This is a genomic window from Acinetobacter guillouiae CIP 63.46 (genome assembly GCF_000368145.1).
Classification (GTDB): domain Bacteria; phylum Pseudomonadota; class Gammaproteobacteria; order Pseudomonadales; family Moraxellaceae; genus Acinetobacter; species Acinetobacter guillouiae.
The window spans coordinates 1,211,054-1,232,455 of sequence record NZ_KB849283.1; the positions used below are offsets into that span (position 1 = coordinate 1,211,054).

Annotated in this window: 18 protein-coding genes; 8 read left to right on the forward strand and 10 right to left on the reverse strand. The window is 40.6% G+C overall.

Going from position 1 to position 21,402, the window contains the following annotated elements; translation table 11 throughout:
* Window position 1 precedes the first annotated feature (1 nt).
* A complete protein-coding gene (locus F981_RS10840) occupies window positions 2-1,804 on the reverse strand; it encodes an acyl-CoA dehydrogenase C-terminal domain-containing protein (protein ID WP_004721446.1) in 1,803 nt (600 codons plus the stop codon).
* A 329-nt stretch (window positions 1,805-2,133) separates the two neighbouring features.
* On the opposite strand from F981_RS10840, the gene F981_RS10845 reads away from it, so the two are divergent.
* Window positions 2,134-2,568 (forward strand): PaaI family thioesterase, encoded by a 435-nt coding sequence (locus F981_RS10845; RefSeq protein WP_004721448.1) that lies wholly within the window; start codon window positions 2,134-2,136, stop codon window positions 2,566-2,568.
* A 350-nt stretch (window positions 2,569-2,918) separates the two neighbouring features.
* Here the strand turns inward: F981_RS10845 and F981_RS10850 are convergent, their stop codons facing one another.
* The 6 genes from F981_RS10850 to F981_RS10875 are packed head-to-tail and all read right to left on the reverse strand — an operon-like array spanning window position 2,919 to window position 9,380.
* The gene (locus F981_RS10850) at window positions 2,919-4,127 is read right to left on the reverse strand and encodes an MFS transporter (RefSeq protein WP_004721450.1); all 1,209 of its coding nucleotides are present in this window, start codon (window positions 4,125-4,127) and stop codon (window positions 2,919-2,921) included.
* A gap of 18 nt (window positions 4,128-4,145) precedes the next feature.
* Complete coding sequence (gene dcaP / locus F981_RS10855; RefSeq protein WP_004721452.1) at window positions 4,146-5,462, reverse strand: outer membrane trimeric porin-like protein DcaP; 1,317 nt, start codon at window positions 5,460-5,462, stop codon at window positions 4,146-4,148.
* Between the two features lie 41 nt (window positions 5,463-5,503).
* Window positions 5,504-6,157, reverse strand: coding sequence for a 3-oxoacid CoA-transferase subunit B (locus F981_RS10860; protein ID WP_004721453.1), 654 nt, complete (start codon window positions 6,155-6,157; stop codon window positions 5,504-5,506).
* Window positions 6,157-6,825, reverse strand: coding sequence for a 3-oxoacid CoA-transferase subunit A (locus tag F981_RS10865; protein ID WP_004721455.1), 669 nt, complete (start codon window positions 6,823-6,825; stop codon window positions 6,157-6,159). The genes F981_RS10860 and F981_RS10865 overlap by 1 nt, the downstream gene beginning before the upstream one ends.
* A gap of 47 nt (window positions 6,826-6,872) precedes the next feature.
* On the reverse strand, window positions 6,873-8,168 hold the full coding sequence (locus F981_RS10870; protein WP_016539715.1) for an MFS transporter: 1,296 nt from the start codon (window positions 8,166-8,168) through the stop codon (window positions 6,873-6,875).
* A gap of 57 nt (window positions 8,169-8,225) precedes the next feature.
* Window positions 8,226-9,380, reverse strand: a complete 1,155-nt coding sequence (locus tag F981_RS10875) for an acyl-CoA dehydrogenase family protein (RefSeq protein ID WP_004721459.1) — start codon at window positions 9,378-9,380, stop codon at window positions 8,226-8,228.
* A 311-nt stretch (window positions 9,381-9,691) separates the two neighbouring features.
* Here F981_RS10875 and F981_RS10880 point away from each other — a divergent pair, with 311 nt between their 5' ends.
* From F981_RS10880 to F981_RS10905, 6 genes are all read left to right on the forward strand, one after another.
* On the forward strand, window positions 9,692-10,480 hold the full coding sequence (locus F981_RS10880) for an enoyl-CoA hydratase (protein WP_004721460.1): 789 nt from the start codon (window positions 9,692-9,694) through the stop codon (window positions 10,478-10,480).
* 29 nt (window positions 10,481-10,509) lie between these two features.
* Window positions 10,510-11,271 (forward strand): SDR family oxidoreductase, encoded by a 762-nt coding sequence (locus F981_RS10885; RefSeq protein WP_004721461.1) that lies wholly within the window; start codon window positions 10,510-10,512, stop codon window positions 11,269-11,271.
* 88 nt (window positions 11,272-11,359) lie between these two features.
* On the forward strand, window positions 11,360-12,883 hold the full coding sequence (locus F981_RS10890; protein WP_004721462.1) for a 3-hydroxyacyl-CoA dehydrogenase: 1,524 nt from the start codon (window positions 11,360-11,362) through the stop codon (window positions 12,881-12,883).
* A gap of 14 nt (window positions 12,884-12,897) precedes the next feature.
* Window positions 12,898-14,103: a 3-oxoadipyl-CoA thiolase gene (locus tag F981_RS10895; protein ID WP_004721463.1), complete on the forward strand. Its 1,206-nt coding sequence runs from the start codon at window positions 12,898-12,900 to the stop codon at window positions 14,101-14,103.
* Window positions 14,104-14,224: 121 nt separating this feature from the next.
* On the forward strand, window positions 14,225-15,067 hold the full coding sequence (locus F981_RS10900) for an IclR family transcriptional regulator (protein ID WP_004721464.1): 843 nt from the start codon (window positions 14,225-14,227) through the stop codon (window positions 15,065-15,067).
* 88 nt (window positions 15,068-15,155) lie between these two features.
* Window positions 15,156-16,331, forward strand: a complete 1,176-nt coding sequence (locus F981_RS10905; protein WP_004721465.1) for an MFS transporter — start codon at window positions 15,156-15,158, stop codon at window positions 16,329-16,331.
* Between the two features lie 63 nt (window positions 16,332-16,394).
* On the opposite strand, the gene F981_RS10910 is transcribed toward F981_RS10905, so the two are convergent.
* The 3 genes from F981_RS10910 to F981_RS10920 form a co-directional block, all read right to left on the reverse strand.
* Window positions 16,395-17,366, reverse strand: a complete 972-nt coding sequence (locus F981_RS10910; protein ID WP_004721466.1) for an NAD(P)H-dependent flavin oxidoreductase — start codon at window positions 17,364-17,366, stop codon at window positions 16,395-16,397.
* Window positions 17,367-17,623: 257 nt separating this feature from the next.
* Window positions 17,624-18,469, reverse strand: a complete 846-nt coding sequence (locus tag F981_RS10915; RefSeq protein WP_004721467.1) for an IclR family transcriptional regulator — start codon at window positions 18,467-18,469, stop codon at window positions 17,624-17,626.
* A gap of 190 nt (window positions 18,470-18,659) precedes the next feature.
* Window positions 18,660-19,877 carry a CaiB/BaiF CoA transferase family protein gene (locus F981_RS10920; protein ID WP_004721468.1) on the reverse strand — a complete coding sequence of 406 codons (1,218 nt, stop codon included), beginning with the start codon at window positions 19,875-19,877 and terminating at the stop codon, window positions 18,660-18,662.
* A gap of 329 nt (window positions 19,878-20,206) precedes the next feature.
* Between F981_RS10920 and F981_RS10925 the strand changes: the two genes are divergently transcribed.
* The gene (locus F981_RS10925) at window positions 20,207-21,358 is read left to right on the forward strand and encodes an acyl-CoA dehydrogenase family protein (protein ID WP_004721470.1); all 1,152 of its coding nucleotides are present in this window, start codon (window positions 20,207-20,209) and stop codon (window positions 21,356-21,358) included.
* Window positions 21,359-21,402 lie beyond the last annotated feature (44 nt).

Genomic DNA, 21,402 nt, shown 5'->3' on the forward strand with positions numbered 1-21,402 from the left:
CTTAAAAAGCAAAGTCATCTTGTTCTAGTTCCATTACCGCTTCAGCGCCCGATGCAATAGCAGCTGCATGACTTTGGGTACGATGTAATAATTTTTGAAAGAAAAATTTCGCTGTGGTTAATTTAGCCTGATAAAATTTTTCGTCCGGCGTTGCTTGACTTAACTTTTCATGTGCTACTTGCGCCATACGTGCCCAAAGATAAGCAAACACGACATAGCTAGAGAAATACAGATAATCAACTGAAACAGCGCCAATTTCTTCTGGGTTTTGCTGTGCTTTTTTGGCAACACTGTCTGTGATTGATAACCACTGTTGCTTGAGTTCCGTCAGTTTTTCCAGATAAGCTGCCAATACGGTATTTGATTGATTGGCTGTAATAAACTGTTCTATTAAATCAGTCATATTTTTTAATAGTTTGCCATCCGACTTGAGCACCTTACGTGCCAGCAAATCTAAAGACTGAATCTCTGTGGTTCCCTCATACAAGGTTGAGATACGGGCATCACGAACAATTTGCTCCATGCCATGTTCAACAATAAATCCATGCCCACCAAAAATTTGTACGCCGTGTTTTGCAGCTTCATTACCTGATTCAGTTAAAAAAGCTTTGGCAATCGGGGTTAAAAATGCTAACAATTCATCTGAGATTTTCTGTTGTTCAGGATCATTGGATGTTTCAACAATATCAACATGCTGAGCCAGAAAATATGCCAACGCTCGACCACCTTCAGAAAAGGCTTTTTGCGTCATTAACATCGAACGCACAGCTGGATGTACAATAATCGGATCAGCATTTTTATCTGGATATTTTGCACCTGATAAAGCGCGCATCGCCAAACGTTCTTTGGCATAACTCAATGCACCTTGAAATGAAATCTCCGAAGCCGCCAACCCTTGTACAGCTGTTCCAATACGTGCTGTGTTCATAAAGGTAAACATACAATTTAACCCACGATTTTCAGGGCCAATTAAATAGCCCTTGGCCCCATCAAAATTTAAAACACAGGTTGCATTGCCATGAATCCCCATCTTGTGTTCAATCGCACTACAGATAACCTTATTGCGATCTTGGCAATCACCTGCATCATCGAGGTTAAATTTAGGCACGATAAACAGTGAAATCCCTTTGGTCCCCGCTGGTGCTTGTGGTAGTCGGGCTAAAACAATATGAATAATATTTTCTGAAAGGTCATGTTCCCCAGCAGAAATGAAGATTTTTTCGCCAGTAATTGCATAACTTCCATCTGGGTTTGGTTCGGCCTTGGTGCGGATCAAACCTAAATCTGAACCGGCATGTGACTCAGTTAGACACATTGTCCCTGTCCACACGCCACTAATCAGTTTGCTTAAAAATTGTTGCTTCTGTTCTGCTGTGCCATGATGTTCAATGGTGCGCATTGCACCATGCGATAAGCCTGGATACATTGCCCAAGCCCAGTTAGAACCACACAGCATTTCTGAGATTGCAATACGCAATAATGTGGGTAGACCTTGACCGCCATATTCAGGATCCGCCGTCAGTGAGGTAAAACCCAATTCAGTATATTTATGATAAGCCTGTTTAAATCCCGCTGGGGTTGTAACAACACCCTGATTTAAATGACAACCTTCCTGATCACCATTTTGATTGATGGGTGCAAGCTCATTTTCACAAAAGTCTGCTGCGGCATCTAAATATTGATTGATCAATTCACGACTGACCGTTTCCTGATATTTGGGTAGTTTTTGGTAGTTTTCTTCTGTTTGCAGCATTTCATGCAATACAAATTGCATATCACGCAGTGGTGCTTTGTATAAAGGCATAGTGTTTCCCTTTCAGTTCTTCTGCCGATGATGCAGATAGAGATGATTTCCCTTGGATGACAATTTTATTTTACGATTGCTTAAAAATATCAAATAAATTTCTTATTGCAAAATTTATTTTCATTTTCATTAGATAAATTTATTCAAAAATACCACCAAAAACATGACAAACCGACACAACAAGCTGTATTTGAACAATAATATTTAAATAAATCAAAATTCAAGTATAATATTTGATTAAAAAATAATTTTGTATAGCAAAATATTATTTCGTAAAATTAAATTTTATAGTATGGTAATTAAATCGCTTAACACTCCAAGGATGATTTATGGATAACCCTCAATACACAGGTCTTGAATTCTTAACTGCTTTAAAAAATGGTGAAATTTCAGCGTCGCCCATGGCGCAAACCATTCCTATGCAGTTAATCGAAGTTTCTAAAGGCAAAGCGACGTATAAGGTTACGCCAAGTCAAGCGCATCGAAATATACAAGGAACAATCCATGGCGGTTTTTGTGCGACTGCTTTAGATACTGCAACGGGAAGTGCAGCACATACCTTGCTGGAACATGGCATGGGTTATGGCACGATTGATCTCAATGTGAAAATGATTCGCCCAATGCAGATCGATACCGCCTACTACGCACAAGCTGAACTGATTAATGCTGGACGTAATATCATTACCACAGAAGGTAAAATTGTGGATGAAAATGGCAAAATTTATGCTTTTGCGACGGCAACACTGATGATCATACGAAAATAATAAAAAGACTAAGCCCTTTTACGGCTTAGGGTCTGTTGACATTTCATAAATGGCTTGCGTTGTAGGCTAAAATTGAGCAGATAAGGCATGAAACGAAAAGAATAGCGAGACTATTTTTGAGTTTCATAACGCAGACTGAGATAATTTTAGCCACAACCCTGAGCAAGAACAAAGCACTGCTTTGTTTGCAGCGCAAGGCGCAGCGGGGGACTAGTGTGTTTTTTGCCGCTACGTGTTACCTTGCGAAACGATGTTTCTCATTATTTAGAATGACTAAATTTCGTATTTCGCGCCTAGTATCGCCTAAAAAACACACGTAGTCGCAAACGTAGACAAATTGTCAACAGCCCCTATTCTTTTATCACTGTTTTCTTCATGGCATAAAAATCTATTCGGTCAATTATAAAACTTAGAATTGCCATGGCTAAACCCACAGCCACACAGACACTCCATCCCCAGTGTTTCCATGTGTAGACCGCAACCAAAGAACCTAGCGCAGCACCACCAAAATACAGTGTCATATAAATAGAATTAATTCGAGAACGTGCTTGTGCTGAAATTCGATAGACCAGATTTTGGTTAAGTACATGAAAGGCCGATAAACCAAAATAAGCCAAAATCACACCTCCGGCATAAGCCAGCAAAGAGTGCTGGGCAAAAAACAGTGGAATCCATGCCAGTACCAATAACCACATACAAATCAGTGCAACTTTATTTTCCAATCCTTTGGCAATTTGTTTTCCCGCCCAAGGGGTTGCAAACACACCCGCCAAACCAACTATGCCAAATAAACCAATTTGGAAATCATTAAAATGATAAGGCGCATTGGCAAGAATAAAAGTCATGGTGGTAAAGATCAGCGCCAATATACCGAAGCCGATCCCACCTGCCAGACCGCGGCGAATTAAATGTGGCTGATCAACGGCCAATGTAAACAATGAACGATAAATTTGTAGCACTGTTAATTGATGAGATTTTCGAGCAACGGGTAATTTAAGCCACATCACTACTGCAAAAGCTAAAATCACAATACCACTGAGTAAATACACCGCATGCCATGACCAAACGGTCGAAAGTAAGCCTGCGATTGATCTGGCCAAGAGAATGCCTAAAAACAAGCCACTCATCAGTGTTCCGACAATTTGCGGGCTTTTTTGAGGGCTCGCCAAACCAGCAGCAAATGGCACCAAGACTTGTGTCGTAATCGAAAAGAAGGTGGCTAAAAAGGTAAAACCATACAATACGGACAAACTTTGACTTAAAGAAAGTCCGATCTGGGCGAAACCTGTGCAGCACATCAACAAACAAATATAGCTACGCTTTTCAAAAAAATCACCGAGCGGCACCAAGATAAACAGACCAACGGCATAAGAGAGTTGGCCGATCACAATTGTTAAAGCGACTTGCTCTGCATTGACCTGTAATGCCTCGGCAATAGAATAAATCAAAGGCTGGTTATAATAGTTCGAACCCGCACAAATCCCACATGCCATTGCCATGATGAAAATAAAACTTTTTGACAAGATATGCGTTGTGTCAGGTTGAACTATTTTTTCCATTGCGCAGCTCACCTTATTTTAGAATTTGTACATCGACACAAAGTTAATACGAGAAACATCTGCTGTTCTTCCATCAAACACTTCACGCTTACCTTGATGATATTCCATACCAATATCAATTTGCTCAGCAGGTGAATAAAACAGATTGGCAGCATAATCCGTTAAACGCTTATTTGCGTCAGGATTGAGTTTTGCATAAGCTGAATCATCATCAAAATCAAAAATTGATGCAGATAAATTTGCACGCCATTGCGGATTAAATTTATATGAATAGCCAATATTTAAGCTATTGAGTTTATTCATCTCTAAATCTGTTTTTTGCGCATTTAAAGAAAAATCACCTGCTGCATTTAAGCTGGTTGCATTTGTCAGGCCAGTTTGTGTGGTATATGGCATGAATTTTTGATCACCCACAATATATTGATAATTCGCCTGTACAGATTGTGCTGGGCTTAGTTGGTATTTTAAACCTGCACCCGCGCCCCAACTGACTTTTTTAACGGTATCTTTCGCAACATCTACTGATTTTTCATTGACAAAACCTTGAGCCAAAGCCGTTAAGGCACCTTCTTTTACCGTATATCGACCTGTCAATGTCGGGAATGCTGAAACCCGAGATCCAGTGTATTCCAATGCGACTTTTAAATCACTCTTGCCATTTATCTTCCAGTCATAGCGCACTTGAGGTGTACGGGTATAAGAGGTTCCCATAAACTGAGTATAATCGACGGACTCTGTTCGTGTTTCCATATTGGACATCAAAGACCATGTTTGACCGAAAGTCCAATCTTTATAAGTAAAGAAAGCATGACGAATACGGAATTTACCATCGCCTGTACCCATGTTGGCACTGTCAAAGAAATCGGCTTCAATATTTCCTGTTACAGCCTTATCTGGACTGTTGAAATACACCCCGATTCGACTGGCATTGATCATGGCATCTGAGCGAGCATGATCGGAACGTTTGTCACTTTCAAACGGAGTCCGGTTTAAGCTATTGGTGGTTCTTCCTCCCGAATCTGGTGAGGACTTAAAATCAACTGCAGCATCAAGTCGGGCAATTCCATAGACTTTAACATTGTCTGTCCAAGTCACCCATGAAGGCGCTATTGGTTTCGCGGTTTCAAGTGCTTTATTTTTTTCTACATTTTCTTCAATTTTTGCTTGTTTGACCTGCAAATTATTTTGTGACAGCTTTTGAGCTTCGAGTTCTGCTTTGAGTTTTTGCAGCTCTGTCTCTAACAGATTAATCCGTTGTTCTGCTGTCACTGGCGAATTTGCAAAAATAGTCCCTGAAGCCACAGCGCAAGCTGTAGCTAAAATTAATTTTTTCATCTTTTAATCCTTAAAGAAGCTTTTTTTCCTACGCTTATAAACTAAGCGTCTCGTGCATCTATCAACGGGCAGCCCGTTACTGCCTGTAATTCATCAAAACTCAGCCCCGAAACCATTTCAGTGACATAGGCTTTGTGACCTTTTAATTCAATAATGCATAAATCGGTATAAATACGATCTACACACTGCTCCCCTGTAATGGGATAACTCAGTACATCAACAATTTTAGCTTCGCCCTTTTTGGTGACATGCTCCATATAGACATAAATTGACTTGGCTCCCACCGCTAAATCCATTGCACCACCTACAGCGGGGACATCATCAGCTTTGCCAGTATGCCAATTGGCTAAATCGCCATTCACTGCGACCTGAAAAGCACCAATCACGCAGATATCCAGATGCCCACCACGCATAATGTCAAATGAATCTCCGTGATGCATAAAGCAACCACCATCCAGTAAAGTCACTAACTCCTTTCCAGCATTGACCAAGTCCTCATCTTCTTCACCTGCTTTGGGTGGCGGGCCAAAGGCCAAAACCCCATTTTCTGAGTGCAGAAAGATTTCTTTGTCTTGAGGTAAATACTTCGCAACGTTGGTGGGTAAACCAATACCTAAATTGACATAAGCTCCTTCGGGAATATCCTGAGCAATCAACTGAGCGATATCTTCACGAGAACGTTTTTGAACTGACATTAGATATCTCCTACTTTGACAACATGCTGTACAAAAATCCCAGGTGTGATAATGCACTCAGGATCAAGGCTTCCTAGATCTACAGTATGATTCACTTGAACAATGGTTGTTTTTGCCGCTTTTGCCATAATCGGGCCAAAGTTCCGTGCTGCCTTACGATAGGTCAAATTCCCCCAACGATCGGCTTGATCGGCATAAATCAAAGCAAAGTCAGCTTCAAGTGGATACTCAAGTACATAGTTTCGACCATTAATGGTTCTGGTTTCTTTGCCTTCTGCGACTTTTGTGCCATAGCCTGTCGGTGTAAATATTGCACCTAGACCTGCACCTGCCGCTTGAATACGACAGGCTAAGTTGCCCTGTGGAACCAGTTCTAATTCAATCTTTCCTGCACGATATAAGTCTTGAAATACAGTCGAACCTGCTGACTTTGGAAATGAACTGATCATTTTTCTGACACAACCTGCAATGATCAGCTTGGTCAAACCACGATCACCAGAGGCAGCATTGTTATTGACAATGGTCAGCTCTTTTTTACCTAAATCGATTAAGGCTTCAATCAGTTCCGCAGGCTGACCTGTCACACCAAAACCACTGGTCATGATGGTTGCGCCATCAGGAATTGCCTTTAAAATCGGTTCAATGTCACTGGTGATTTTATTTATCATTTCGCTTGTCCCTTTTCATCCTTAAATTGACGTGACAGGTCAAATTGTCACTCTGCCTTTTGCGGGTTAAATAGTCGGTCTTTAATAAATAACAGTGGAATTACACCGCATATAAAGTACGCTCCAGCCATCACCAACAGTCCTAAACCAATCGAACCATGTTGTGATAAATAACCGATGGTTAATGGAGAGAAAATTGAAAGTACTTTACCGATGTTATATGCACCGCCAACCGCCGAGCCTCGAATTGAGGTTGGAAAACTTTCAGTCATATACGTGGCATTGATTGCATACGGTATGCCGTATAGAAAACCAAAGAACAGCATGAGCCATAAAATATTGGCAGGCGTGTTAAGGTAAACAATCACGGGAATAAATAGAGCTGTGCCAATTGTGCCGAATGCAAATACAGCGCGGCGACCCAATTTATCCGCAATAATCCCAGCAATAATTTTGGCAAACATCATGATTAAGAAAGTGCCGACCATATACATCGCCATTTCTTTAAACTTGATTCCTAGATCAGATTCCAAATAAGCCGGCAGCCAGTTACTCACCCCGTAATAACCAAATTGCAAAGCACCGGTACTCAAAATCCACAGCACAAACATGGTGCCATGTTTCTTATCTTTCAAAATTTCCCAATACGGATTCTGACGTTTAACAGGCTGTGCATTTTGTGGCGTTGCAATGACTTTTAATTGGCGTGCTTTTTTCCATGACTCAGGCTCAGGTACGATAAAATGCATCAGTACTGATAAAATAATCGGGGTAATTGCAAGCCAATATAGGAAACGCCAGCCATGTTCAGGAATAATATGACCTGCCAATAAAGTCGCAAGTAAAGACCCCAAGGTATAGCCCGTCATCAGTGTTGCCAACACTGTAGAACGATGTTTGGTCGGTACCATTTCAGACATTAAAATATTACAGGCAATATAAAGTGCGCCTAAGCCCATTGCACCGACTGTTCTTAAAATCGCAAATTGCATATATGAATGCGTAAAACCCAATGCACAGGTCAGAACAGAAGAAAAAGCAATAAAGAATACAATCACGCGTACTCGGCCAAAGCGATCACAAGCCCATCCACCGACTAATCCCCCCACAGCGGAACCTAACAGTGTCAAACTGCCTAATGTTCCTGCTTGTACACCGCTCAGATGAAACTCAGCCTTTAAACTGGTCAAACTTAACGCTAAAAAGCCTAAATCTGCGCCATCACAAAGCAAAGTAAAAAATGCAAAGATAAAGGCCGTAATCCAAATCTTTTTGGGTGTCTGAATCACCTCTCCAGCACCATTATTACCGCTATTATTTTGTGTAACTGTTTCCGTTGTCATGTCCATATCCTCAGAAGGAATATGAGGCATCCCCTGCCTCATGGCATCTAATTGTTATTAGGCCGTAGCGTCCCTAATCATGTTTTTTGCGATAATCAATTGTTGAACTTGCGTGGTTCCTTCATATAAACGGAACAAACGCACATCACGATAAAAACGTTCAATGGCATATTCACTGATATAACCAGCACCACCGTGAATTTGTACGCAGCGATCTGCGACCCGACCACACATTTCAGTGGCAAACATTTTTGAACAAGATGCTTCTGTACTAATGTTTTCACCATTATCACGGCGACGCGCAGCATCGAGCACCATACATTTTGCCGCGTAAATCTCAGCTTTTGAGTCTGCAAGCATGGCTTGGATCAATTGAAAATTAGCAATCGGCTGACCAAATTGTTTGCGCTCAATGGCATAGTGAAGTGCGTCATTTAACATCCGTTCAGCCACACCGACGCTATATGCACCAATATGTAAACGACCTTTATCTAAAACCTTCATGGCTGTTTTAAAACCAATACCTTCAATCCCACCAATCAGTGCTGATGCTGGAACGCGGCAGTTTTCAAAAATCACATCACAAGTATGAGAACCTTTTTGTCCCATCTTTTGATCGATTTTTCCCAAACTAATCCCAGGCGTATTGGCTTCAACTAAAAATGCAGAAATACCACTTGCACCTTTAATATCAGGATTGGTCCGCGCCATCACGGTAAAAGTAGCAGCATGTGGTGCATTGGTAATAAAGCGTTTGGTACCATTTAAAACGTAAAAATCACCATCCTTGACTGCACTGGTTTTTAAAGAGGCGGCATCTGAACCTGCCTCAGGTTCGGTTAAGCAAAATGAACCAATAATTTCACCGCTGGCATAACGAGGAAGATATTTTTGTTTTTGTTCTTCTGTGCCATCAATCAAAATCGCACTTGAACCAATACCATTGTTGGTACCAATCAGTGAACGGAATGCTGGTGAAGTTTGTCCAAGTTCAAATGCAACATTCACCTCCTCTTCCATGGTAATTCCCAATCCACCATATTCTTCTGGAATGGTTAACCCAAACAAACCTAACTCACGCATTTGTTGCACGATATCTTCAGGAATTTTGTCCTGCTCGGCAACCTCATGCTCACGTGGAATCAATTCATTTTTTACAAAGTCACGAATTGTTGTGAGCAACTGTTGCAACATTCCTTCATCACGGATCATCTATGATCTCCCTTCTTTTGTAGCTTCATTGCATCCATCAGCTATTCCAGCTGGGTAATGCATACCCTGTTTTAAATCTTGTTTACTGCGAATGTGTTTCATAGTACGAGATTAAAAACACAAATTTCAAGCTTTTTTGAAAATTAATTTCATTAAGCGAAATTTTATACTCCACCAATATTAAATATCAATCACTTAGAAAAATATGCAGACGATAAAGTATCAAGAGGCATAAAAAATACTTGAAATAAATTTCAAAACACGCATTATTAAAGAAACATAGTTTTGATCTGCGAAACAAGGAATCAAAAATGAGTGAAATAACAGGGAACAGTTTCATTGAAGTTGACTATTCTGTTCAGAAAGTAGCGATCGTGAAGATTAATCGTCCAGAGGCTAAAAATGCCTTAAATACACAGGTACGTCAGCAACTGGCTCAAGTGTTTACTGAGTTAAGTTTTAATGACCAGATCAATGCCATTGTGCTCACAGGTGGTGAAGAAGTTTTTGCCGCAGGTGCAGATTTAAAAGAAATGGCAAGCGCAACCTCCACAGAAATGTTGCTACGTCATACAGAACGTTATTGGAATGCAATTGCGCAATGTCCTAAACCCGTGATTGCTGCTGTAAATGGTTATGCACTGGGTGGCGGTTGTGAACTTGCCATGCATAGCGACATTATTATTGCGGGTAAAGGCGCAACTTTTGGTCAACCTGAAATTAAAGTCGGTTTAATGCCTGGTGCTGGTGGAACCCAACGTCTCTTTCGTGCAGTGGGTAAATTCCACGCGATGCGTATGATCATGACGGGTGTAATGGTCAAAGCCGAAGAAGCATATAGCATTGGACTGGTTTCCCAAGTTACTGAAGATGACCAGACCATCCCAACTGCCATTCAAATGGCGCAAAGTCTAGCAAAAATGCCACCGATTGCCCTACAACAAATCAAAGAAGTTGCATTAATGAGCGAAGATGTTCCATTAAATGCAGGTTTGGCATTGGAGCGTAAATCATTTCAATTGTTGTTTTCGACCGAAGATAAAAATGAAGGCATTCAAGCATTTATTGAAAAGCGTAAACCATCATATCAAGGCAAATAAGTTTAATCGATAACAACAATGGAATAGAAATGGCTAGAAAAGTATTGATTAGTGCAGGCGGTTCAGGAATTGGACGATGTATTGCAGAAGCATTCTTAGCACATCACGATGAAGTTTTCGTTTGTGATATCAATGCAGAAAGCTTAGCGCAATTCCAAAAGGCCTATCCTGCACTACATATTTATGCATGTGATTTATCTAACCATGATGAAATCAAATCTATGTTTAGTGATGCCATCAGCAAACTGGGGCATATTGATGTTCTGGTCAATAATACAGGGATTTCTGGTCCAACCATCGCAGCAGAAGAATTGAGTTTTGCCGATTGGAGTGCAGTATTAAACCTTAATTTAAATAGTACCTTTGCTATCACCCAACTCGCTATCCCCTTTTTAAAACAGTCGGAAGCAGGTGTCATTATCAATATGTCATCGATCGCTGGACGTTTGGGCTATCCATATCGTTTGGCTTACGCGACCTCTAAATGGGGATTAATTGGTTTTACCAAAACATTGTCGATGGAACTGGGTGCAGACAATATTCGAGTCAATGCCATACTTCCAGGTGCAGTGGATGGGGAACGTGTTCAACGGGTGTTACAAGCGCGTGCAGATGTCGCTCAAACTTCTTTGGATGCCGTTACGCAAAATGCACTTAAAAATCAATCGCTCAAATATTTTGTCAATCCAAAGCATATTGCCGATTTGTGTATATTTTTAGCCTCGGAAAGCGGTTGCTCTATTTCTGGACAAATTTTACCGATTGATGGTGATAAACAATGTCTGAGTTAACCCACCAGACTGTACTGGTTTCTTTCGTTTCTATTTTTTCCGTCTCTAATTTTTCGTTTAATCTGGATCAGTTATCAGGATGATCGACATGACTTATGATATTCAAAGCATGGCTGTAATTGGTGTTGGTATTATGGGCAGCGGTATTGCTCAAATTGCCGCACAATCAGGTCATACCACCTATTTATATGACACCAAAGAAGGTGCTGCGCTACAGGCCAAAGAAAAGCTGGCAGCAACTTTTCAAAAGCTGGTCGATAAAAATAAAATCAGCGCTGAACAGGCGGAAAATGCCAACAAACATTTGATCGTTGCAGCGCAACTTGAAGATTTAAAAGCCTGCGACTTGATTGTGGAAGCGATTATTGAGCGTTTAGATATTAAACAAGCGTTGATGCAACAACTTGAAGAGATCGTTTCAGACACCACTATTTTAGCCTCAAATACTTCATCGCTTTCAATCACAGCCATTGCAGCAAACTGTAAAAAACCACAACGTGTAGTCGGTTTCCATTTTTTTAATCCGGTACCCCTGATGAAAGTTGTGGAAGTAATCCAAGGATTAAAAACGGATCCACGCATTGTAGCTGCATTAAATGAGTTGTCACGTGCATTTGGTCATCGACCTGTTGTTGCCAAAGATACCCCAGGATTTATTATTAATCATGCGGGGCGCGCCTATGGCACCGAAGCGTTAAAAATCTTAAATGAAAACGTCTGTGACATCAGTGAAATTGACCGCATTTTAAGAGATGGTGTTGGTTTTAGAATGGGACCATTCGAACTCATGGATTTAACAGGACTGGATGTATCACATCCTGTAATGGAGTCGATTTATCATCAATACTATGAAGAAGCCCGTTACAAGCCCAATCCATTGACCAAACAAATGCTTGAAGCCAAACAACTTGGGCGTAAAGTTAATCAAGGCTTTTACCACTATGAAACAGGCACAAAAACAGGTGAAAAACCCGCACAGTTTGTTGAGCGTTTAACCAACTATCCAAAAGTTTGGATTGCAGCTGATTTTGCTGAAGATAAACAACAACTGGAAGATTATTTAATCCAGCAAAATATTGTCTTAGATACAGGTTTAGAACCATTACCTGAGAGTTTATGTTTACTCGCTTGCTACGGTGAAGATACCACCCAAGCAGCGACACGTTTAAAAGTCAATCCACAACAAGCTGTTGGCATAGATATGCTATATGGCATAAGCAAACATAGAACGTTAATGCCGTCACTGGCGACAAACACTGAGTATCGTCAAGCAGCCCACTCTATGTTTAATTTAGATGGTGCTATGGTCAGCATGATCGCTGAAAGTATTGGCTTCGTGGCACAACGTGTTTTAGCCATGGTGATTAATTTAGGTTGTGATATTGCACAACAAAATATTGCCAGTGTCGATGATATCAATGCCGCAGTCCGTTTAGGTTTAGGCTATCCATTTGGCCCTATTGAATGGGGTGATCATATCGGTAGCCAAAAAATCTTACTCATTCTCAATCGTATCTCAACACTGACCTATGACCCACGTTATCGCCCTAGCCCATGGTTACAACGTCGTGTCGCATTAAATTTACCGCTTACTTTTAATTCTGGATTTTGAAAAGGAACTTCTCAATGTTAAATGCCTATATTTATGATGGTTTACGTAGCCCGATTGGTCGTCATGCAGGTGAGCTTGCTTCAGTACGTCCAGATGATTTAGCTGCGGCAGTTTTACAAAAGCTTCTTGAAAAAACTGGGGTTCCGGGTGCAGCGATTGAAGATGTTATTTTAGGCGATACCAACCAAGGTGGTGAAGATAGCCGTAACGTTGCCAGAAATGCCCTATTAATCGCAGGCTTACCTGTAACTGTTCCCGGCCAAACTGTAAACCGTTTATGTGCAAGTGGTTTAGGTGCTGTGATTGACTCTGCACGTGCCATTACCTGTGGCGAAGGCGACTTGTATATTGCAGGTGGTGTAGAAAGCATGTCACGTGCCCCATTTGTGATGGGTAAAGCTGAATCTGCCTATAGCCGTGAGGCCAAAATTTACGACACCACAATTGGCTCACGCTTTCCAAACAAAAAGCTGATTGCGCAATACGGTGGTCACTCAATGCCTGAAACTGGTGACAATGTCGCAGTTGAGTTTGGCATTACCCGTGAGCAAGCAGATTTATTTGCTGCCCAATCACAAGCCAAGTATCAAACAGCCAAACAAGACGGCTTTTTTACTGGTGAAATTACCCCAATTGAAGTCTTTCAAGGCAAAAAGTTACCGCCAAAACTGGTTTCTGAAGATGAACATCCTCGCCCAAGCTCAACGGTTGAAGCCTTAACCAAATTAAAACCATTATTTGAAGGTGGTGTCGTCACTGCTGGAAATGCGTCGGGTATTAACGATGGTGCTGCTGCACTACTCATCGGTTCCGAAGCAGCGGGACAAAAATATGGCTTAAAGCCAATGGCAAAAATCTTGTCAGCAGCGGCAGCAGGTATTGAACCTCGTATTATGGGTGCTGGCCCAATCGAAGCAATCAAAAAAGCCGTTGCACGTGCAGGGCTAACTTTAGATGATATGGATATCATTGAAATCAATGAAGCTTTTGCTTCACAAGTATTATCTTGCTTAAAAGGTTTAGATGTTGATTTTAATGATCCGCGTGTCAACCCAAATGGTGGTGCAATTGCCATTGGCCACCCACTTGGGGCTTCTGGTGCACGTCTTGCACTGACAGTTTCGCGTGAGTTGATCCGTCGCAATAAGAAATATGCTGTCGTTAGCTTATGTATTGGCGTAGGACAAGGCTTAGCCATGGTGATTGAAAACGTGTCATAACATTGACTGTTTAATCACTAACCGAGTATCCATTCATCATAACAGCGCAGTGATGAATGGATTTATTTTGCAGAGCGAAATATAATAGCCAAACTGTTGCTTTATTATATTTGAGTATTGAATGTCTCAGAATTCAGAAACTGAACAACCTATAAATTTTGATGAGATACGTCTTGATCCTATTTCACATATTCATCGGGAAAATAACCCCCAATTTATCGCTTCTTTGGCACGTGGTTTAGAGCTATTACGTTGTTTTTCTGCCAACAATCAAGTCTTGGGTAACCAAGAACTGGCAAAAATGACGGGTTTACCAAAACCAACCATTGCGCGGATAACCAATACCTTAGTGTCATTAGGCTATTTAAAACAACTACCGAACTCCACCAAATATACCTTGGATATCGGTGTTTTATCTTTAGGCTATGCAGCCTTGTCCAATATTTCTATCCGTAATATTGCACATCGCTATATGGAAGAAATGAGCCAATATGTACAAGCACCGGTTGCGATGGCAACCCGTGACCGTTTAAACATGGTCTATATCGATGTGGTTCAGATCGAAACTGCTTTAAATATGCGCCGTCCCATCGGCTCAACCCTACCCATTCACAGCAGTTCCATGGGTCGAGCTTGCTTGGCGGCTACACCTGAACGTGAGCGTAATTTTTTACTGGATGCGCTTAAACAAAAAAATGCTGAAAACTGGCCTGCAATTAAACGTTCTTTAGAACGAGCTTTCCGAGATTATCAAGATTACGGATATTGCCTTTCTTTAGGTGAATGGCATAAAGAAGTAAACTCTGTTGCTGTACCTTTAGTCAGCTCCAAACATGGTCTTTATGTGTTTAACTGCGGTGCACCAAGTTTTCATTTAAACCCTGAAAAACTTGAAGGTGAAATTGGACCCCGTTTAATCCATATGGTGCACAACATTCAAGATGCTTTGAGTGAAACGCCTTAACAACGATGTTTAAAATCAGATGCTTAAAATCAGCAGATACATGGTTGTGTGAATTAAAGTTCCGATTTCATAATGACAAACCATAGGCATGATGAAAAACACTCTCTATACCCCAACCATTATTTTAATGGCAGTTGCAGCAGGCATCTGTACTGGTGGGAATTATTTTAGCCAACCACTGATTCATTCCATTAGTCTAAGTTTAAATTTAGCAGATACCACCACAGCATGGGTGCCTACTTTAGCGCAAATCACCTATGCAGCAGGTCTGCTGTTTTTAATGCCTTTAGGGGATATTCTCGAAAAGCGTAAGTTGTTGTTTATATTTATGCTGCTTGCCTCAATTGGGCTAATTATTAGTGGTTTTTCCCACAATATTTATCTGTTAATGTTCGGTACCATCATTACAGGGTTATTTTCTAGTTCAGCCCAACTGTTGTTACCACTGGCTGCCAGTCTGGTTCCAATTCAACATAGTGGTCGTGTTGTTGGTTTTTTACTGAGTGGGTTAATGATGGGTGTCTTATTGGCACGCTCATTATCAGGGATGATGTCGACGCTTTTTGCTTGGAATGTTATTTATCTGCTCAGCGGTTTTTTATTATTGCTCATTGCGATTATTTTGTACCGTAATATTGGCTTATTTCCTCCAACCAAATCTGAAAATTATCTCAAAACAATTCACTCACTGCCGCAAATCTTTATTCAAAATCGTCGCCTAAGAATCAGAACCTATATTGGTGGATTAACCTTTGCCTGTGTAAGCTTAACCTTTACCACCATGTCTTTACTCTTAGCTCCTGCGCCTTATTTTTTCAGTGATTTTACGATTGGCTTATTTGGGTTTGTCGGTGTTTTAGGGACATTCGTTGCCAATTTTTCAGGTAAATTTATTGATCAAGGCTATATTCATAAAATTTCGATATGTTGTGGTATCGGTCTGATTTTAAGTTGGCTATTGTTTTTGTTGCTCTCTTATCATTTTATCTTTTATATCATTGCCTTACTTATCCTTTATGCTTCGCTCTCGGCTGTTCATGTCACCAATCAGAGTATTGTCTTTAAGCTTAACCAACAATTGCGTTCACGTTTCAATGCCATCTATATGACAGGTTATTTCGCTGGCGGTGCTTTAGGGACCACGAGTGGAAGCTATGCATGGAAACATTTTGGCTGGACAGGTGTATGTATCTTGGGCTTAGTTTTTGCCCTGCTGTGTCTATATTATTGTCTTGCAGATGCTAAAAATCAGCACAATTCATAGTGTTGTGCTGATCTTTAAAAGCAGTCTTTCATCATCGAGATAAAGCTGAACTCAAATAGATGTTTATAAAAGCCCGAATAAACGTCCACGAATAATGTCTTCTGCATCTTTTACAATACGGTTGACCAGTTCATCACATGTCGGAATATCATGGATCAGACTGGCAACCAAACCACATGACCACGCCCCAGCATTGACATCACCATCGATCATCACTTTAGGATAAACACCTGCAACTTCTTCAATGATATCTTCAAATTTAATCTGGTCACCAAGTGCTTTTTCTTTGGCTACAATTTTTTCTACAGCTGCATTATTCATAACGCGCTCAGTATTACGCAAAGCGCGCATAATTAAACGAGTATCTCTTTCTGTAGCATTCAGGATCGCCTGTTTCACATTTGCATGTACTGGCGCTTCTTGAGTTGCAATAAAACGTGTTCCCATATTAATACCATCCGCCCCCATGGCTAAAGCGGCAGCAAGTGAGCGTCCATCAGCCATACCACCTGATGCAACAAATGGAATTTCTAAGGTATCGGCAGCTAAAGGCAATAAAATCATATTCGGTACATCATCTTCACCGGGGTGCCCACCACACTCAAAACCATCGACAGAAACAGCATCACATCCAATTTTTTGAGCTTTTAGACTATGCCGAACCGAAGTACATTTATGAATCACTTTAATTCCAGCGGCCTTTAAATAAGGCATGACCTGTTCAGGATTACGGCCTGCTGTTTCTACAACTTTTACCCCACCCTTAATAATTGCCTCGACAAAACCCGGATAATCAGGTGTATTGACTGTGGGTAAGAAAGTTAGATTGACACCAAAAGGCTTATCGGTCATTTCTCGACATCGGGCAATTTCTTTTGCTAGATTTTCAGGTGTTCGCTGGGTTAAACCGGTAATAATGCCTAACCCACCCGCATTTGAAACTGCAGCAGCCAGCTCGGCAAAACCGACATAATGCATACCGCCTTGAATAATCGGATGTTCAATTTCAAATAATTCTGTAATTTTGGTTTTCATATTCTTTCCACTCACTATTTTATATTTAGAGGCTCATTTCTTAGCATCCTATGCTTGTCGATAATTTATTAAATCTGATCGATCATGAGTCCACTGTATTCTCACTTTGTTTGCAAGGTGACCAATTTAAACAAGCACTGAGTGCATTGATGAAAAAACAGCACCTATTTTTCGTAAGCAAACTATTTAACATGCATCTTATTAAAAAGGCCAACAATGTAGATCGTTGCTGGCCTTTCAGTTTTAAAGCAATAAAATTAGCTAATTTCAGTACGAATATTATTCACCATGTGGAGAAGACGCGGTGCAATATCCTCTTCAAGTTTTTCGCGGTTCATAATAAAGCTTGGTCCGCCGCAGTTAAATACCAGTAGACCATGTTGTTCATGAATCAAGGGGACTGCCACTGAATTGACATCTTTATGCCATTCACCAATTGAAAAACAATAACCAAAATCTTGATAATCTTTAAATGCCTTATCTAAATCACGGTTAATCTTGATCCAATCGTCTTTATGTTTGCTACGGATTGCATCAAGTAAAAACTCTCTTTCATCTTCAGGCATTGCAGCCAGACATGCACGTCCCATTGAACTTAAATGAATCGGTAAATAAGTACCGACTTGACGACGCATGGTCATATTGCCCTTGCCTTGTACCACATCCAAATAAATCATATTTAGACGATCACGCGTTGCCATTGCCACAGCAGCACCCGCATAATCCGCTAAGTTTTTCATATAGGGATGTGCAATATTACGGATAGACACATTAGAAAGCATGGAGTAACCAAACGCCAAAACCCCAACTGAAAGTTGAAATTTGCTTGAATTTGGGACCTGCTTGATATAGCCCAAACGTGACAATGTGTGCGTTAAACGGGTAATGGTCGGTTTAGGCAAACCCGTCATTTGTGATAACTCTTGATTACCCAAATGCTGATGTTTTGGGGTAAAGCAACGTAAGAGTTCTAAACCACGTCCTAAAGCTGTAATAAATTGACGATCATTTTCATCTTGCATATCTTCAATCGGATGCAATAACTCATGCCTCAAAGGCGCTAATAATTTTTCTGTTTGTTCTGCATCTACGGCATCATTCATGGTTATACCAATTCACATATTTGTTTCGCACTGCGAAAATTATAATCTATTTTTTCTATAAATAGCAAAAAGCAATCATCTGATTCACTTTGAAAATAAAACGATGCATCCATCTCGATGTGAAAAGTCTAAATTTGCTTATTTTATTGAAAAAAATGGCTTTAGACTGCTCACATCATCTATTTAAAAACTATCCTATCACGCCTTTGGCTTTTAACTCATCAAGTTTTGCTGGAGAGATAATACGACCTAAGATTGTTTGAGTATGTTCGCCTAATAAAGGAGGCGCATTTCTATACTCTACAGGTGTACGTGAAAGCTTAATCGGGGAACCGACCACAGTAAGTTTTTCACGTTGAGGATGTTGCATTTCTACCAGCATCTCTCGCGCAATTACTTGAGGTTCATTAAAAGCTTGCTCTAGATTATTAATCACACCAACAGGCACTTTAGCAGCATAAATTGCACTCACCCACTCATCGGCAGTCTTGCTTAAAAAATGCTTTGATAAAATTTCTATTACTTCATCACGATGCTTAACACGATCTGCATTACGGGTAAATCGAACATCATTGGGTAACTCTGGCAAACCAATACTTCTGCACAGTTGAATAAACTGGGTGTCATTACCACAAGCAATGATAAACTCTCGATCTGCGGCTTTAAATAATTGATAAGGCACAATATTGGCATGTGCATTGCCATAACGTACCGGCACTTTTCCAGATGAAAGATAATTCATTCCTTGATTTGCCATTGTGGCAATTTGCACATCAAGTAAAGCCATATCTATATGTTGCCCTAAACCCGTCATATGACGATTGAGCAAAGCCGCTTGTATGGCAATGGTTGAATATAATCCCGTTGATAAGTCTGAAAATGCGACACCTACTTTTTGCGGACCACCACCGGGTAAATCATCTTTTTCACCCGTGATGGACATGAGTCCACCCATTCCTTGAATGATAAAATCATAGCCAGGTTCTTCTGCTCTCGGTCCATTTTGACCAAAACCCGTAATCGAGCAATAAACCAGTTTAGGATTAATTTCTGATAAAGAAGCATAATCCAAGCCATATTTTTTCAAAGAACCAGCTTTGTAGTTTTCAATGACCACATCGGTATCTTGAATAAGTGCTTTGATGAGCGCCTGCCCTTCAGGATTTGCAATATCAATTGCAACAGAAAGTTTATTACGATTGGTCGACTGATAATAAGCGGCTTCTCGTGTCTCTTGTCCGGCGTCATCTTTCATCCAAGGTGGTCCCCAAGAACGCGTATCATCACCTAGTTTCGGTCTTTCAACCTTAATCACTTCTGCGCCTAAATCGGCAAGAATCTGTCCACACCACGGTCCAGCCAGTACTCGACTTAAGTCAAGTACACGAATTCCATTTAAAGCACCCATGTTTATTCCACTAACCTTTGATTAATTTCCTACAGGAAAATTTATTTAACATAAATTTCGCATAGCGATATATATTTTTAATATACACAGAAAACTTTAAAAATAAAACTTAATTTTTTCATCAAAAGTGATGATTTTTATTCAACAAATATAGATTAATTAAATCAAATAATTAGCCAACTGAAAAACAAGCACAATATACCGCATTGCGAAATTAATTTTCAAAATATATTGTTTTCTACTGATCCTTTGATTACTATCGCATCAATATGCAGGGTTTTAGCAACATCAGCTCGATGTTTTCAACATGTTGTACAAAGGACAAGACTATGATTCGAGATCAGGAAACACTCAAACAATTAGTAGATATGATTCGACAGTTTGTAGATGGTGTCCTTATTCCTCATGAGAATGAAGTCGCGGAAACAGATCAAATCCCTCAAGCCATCATTGAGCAAATGAAAGCTTTGGGTTTGTTTGGGCTGACGATTCCAGAAGAATACGAAGGTCTTGGCTTGACCATGGAAGAAGAGGTGTCCATCGCTTTTGAACTTGGACGTACTTCGCCTGCCTTTCGTTCACTGATCGGCACCAATAATGGAATCGGTTCGAGTGGCCTGATTATTGATGGTACCGAAACTCAAAAATCATTTTTCTTGCCCCGTTTAGCACGTGGTGAAGTGATCAGTTCTTTTTGCTTAACTGAACCAGATGCAGGCTCAGATGCTGCCTCTTTAAAAACCAGTGCTGTAAAAGAAGGTCAGTTTTATATATTAAATGGCACCAAACGCTTTATTACCAATGCACCTCATGCAGGGGTATTTACGGTGATGGCACGAACCAATCCAGACATTAAAGGTGCTGGTGGAATTTCTGCTTTTATCGTAGATCGCAAAACCGCAGGAATCTCTCTAGGTAAAACAGATAAAAAAATGGGGCAAAAAGGTGCCCATACCTGTGATGTGATTTTTGAAAACTGTCGGGTTCCTGCTTCAGCACTGATTGGCGGTGTCGAAGGTGTAGGATTTAAAACCGCAATGAAAGTCTTGGATAAAGGTCGTTTACATATAGCCGCAATCAGTGTCGGTGCTGCCATACGTATGTTAGACGATACCTTAAAATTCGCCCTTGAGCGTAAGCAATTTGGACAAGCGATTGCTGAATTTCAACTGATTCAAGCCATGCTTGCTGACTCCAAAGCAGAAATTTATGCAGCGCAATGTATGGTTTTAGATGCAGCAAGACAACGTGATGCTGGGCACAACGTTAGTACAGAAGCATCATGCGCAAAAATGTTTGCCACTGAAATGTGTGGTCGCGTAGCCGATCGTTGCGTACAGATTCATGGTGGCTCTGGCTATATCAGTGAATATGCAATTGAGCGTTTTTACCGAGATGTGCGTTTATTCCGTCTCTATGAAGGCACCACCCAAATTCAACAAATGATTATTGCTCGAAATATGATTCGCGCTGCGTCTTAATTAATTTTTAGGCACTTTAAAACGATTTGAAGTGCTGTAAATCA

What these genes read in the sequence shown, in the direction of transcription:
- F981_RS10840 (WP_004721446.1), bottom strand. Translation starts at nt 1,804, where the DNA reads ATGCCTTTATACAAAGCACCACTGCGTGATATGCAATTTGTATTGCAT.
- F981_RS10845 (WP_004721448.1), top strand. Translation starts at nt 2,134, where the DNA reads ATGGATAACCCTCAATACACAGGTCTTGAATTCTTAACTGCTTTAAAA.
- F981_RS10850 (WP_004721450.1), bottom strand. Translation starts at nt 4,127, where the DNA reads ATGGAAAAAATAGTTCAACCTGACACAACGCATATCTTGTCAAAAAGT.
- dcaP (WP_004721452.1), bottom strand. Translation starts at nt 5,462, where the DNA reads ATGAAAAAATTAATTTTAGCTACAGCTTGCGCTGTGGCTTCAGGGACT.
- F981_RS10860 (WP_004721453.1), bottom strand. Translation starts at nt 6,157, where the DNA reads ATGTCAGTTCAAAAACGTTCTCGTGAAGATATCGCTCAGTTGATTGCT.
- F981_RS10865 (WP_004721455.1), bottom strand. Translation starts at nt 6,825, where the DNA reads ATGATAAATAAAATCACCAGTGACATTGAACCGATTTTAAAGGCAATT.
- F981_RS10870 (WP_016539715.1), bottom strand. Translation starts at nt 8,168, where the DNA reads ATGACAACGGAAACAGTTACACAAAATAATAGCGGTAATAATGGTGCT.
- F981_RS10875 (WP_004721459.1), bottom strand. Translation starts at nt 9,380, where the DNA reads ATGATCCGTGATGAAGGAATGTTGCAACAGTTGCTCACAACAATTCGT.
- F981_RS10880 (WP_004721460.1), top strand. Translation starts at nt 9,692, where the DNA reads ATGAGTGAAATAACAGGGAACAGTTTCATTGAAGTTGACTATTCTGTT.
- F981_RS10885 (WP_004721461.1), top strand. Translation starts at nt 10,510, where the DNA reads ATGGCTAGAAAAGTATTGATTAGTGCAGGCGGTTCAGGAATTGGACGA.
- F981_RS10890 (WP_004721462.1), top strand. Translation starts at nt 11,360, where the DNA reads ATGACTTATGATATTCAAAGCATGGCTGTAATTGGTGTTGGTATTATG.
- F981_RS10895 (WP_004721463.1), top strand. Translation starts at nt 12,898, where the DNA reads ATGTTAAATGCCTATATTTATGATGGTTTACGTAGCCCGATTGGTCGT.
- F981_RS10900 (WP_004721464.1), top strand. Translation starts at nt 14,225, where the DNA reads ATGTCTCAGAATTCAGAAACTGAACAACCTATAAATTTTGATGAGATA.
- F981_RS10905 (WP_004721465.1), top strand. Translation starts at nt 15,156, where the DNA reads ATGATGAAAAACACTCTCTATACCCCAACCATTATTTTAATGGCAGTT.
- F981_RS10910 (WP_004721466.1), bottom strand. Translation starts at nt 17,366, where the DNA reads ATGAAAACCAAAATTACAGAATTATTTGAAATTGAACATCCGATTATT.
- F981_RS10915 (WP_004721467.1), bottom strand. Translation starts at nt 18,469, where the DNA reads ATGAATGATGCCGTAGATGCAGAACAAACAGAAAAATTATTAGCGCCT.
- F981_RS10920 (WP_004721468.1), bottom strand. Translation starts at nt 19,877, where the DNA reads ATGGGTGCTTTAAATGGAATTCGTGTACTTGACTTAAGTCGAGTACTG.
- F981_RS10925 (WP_004721470.1), top strand. Translation starts at nt 20,207, where the DNA reads ATGATTCGAGATCAGGAAACACTCAAACAATTAGTAGATATGATTCGA.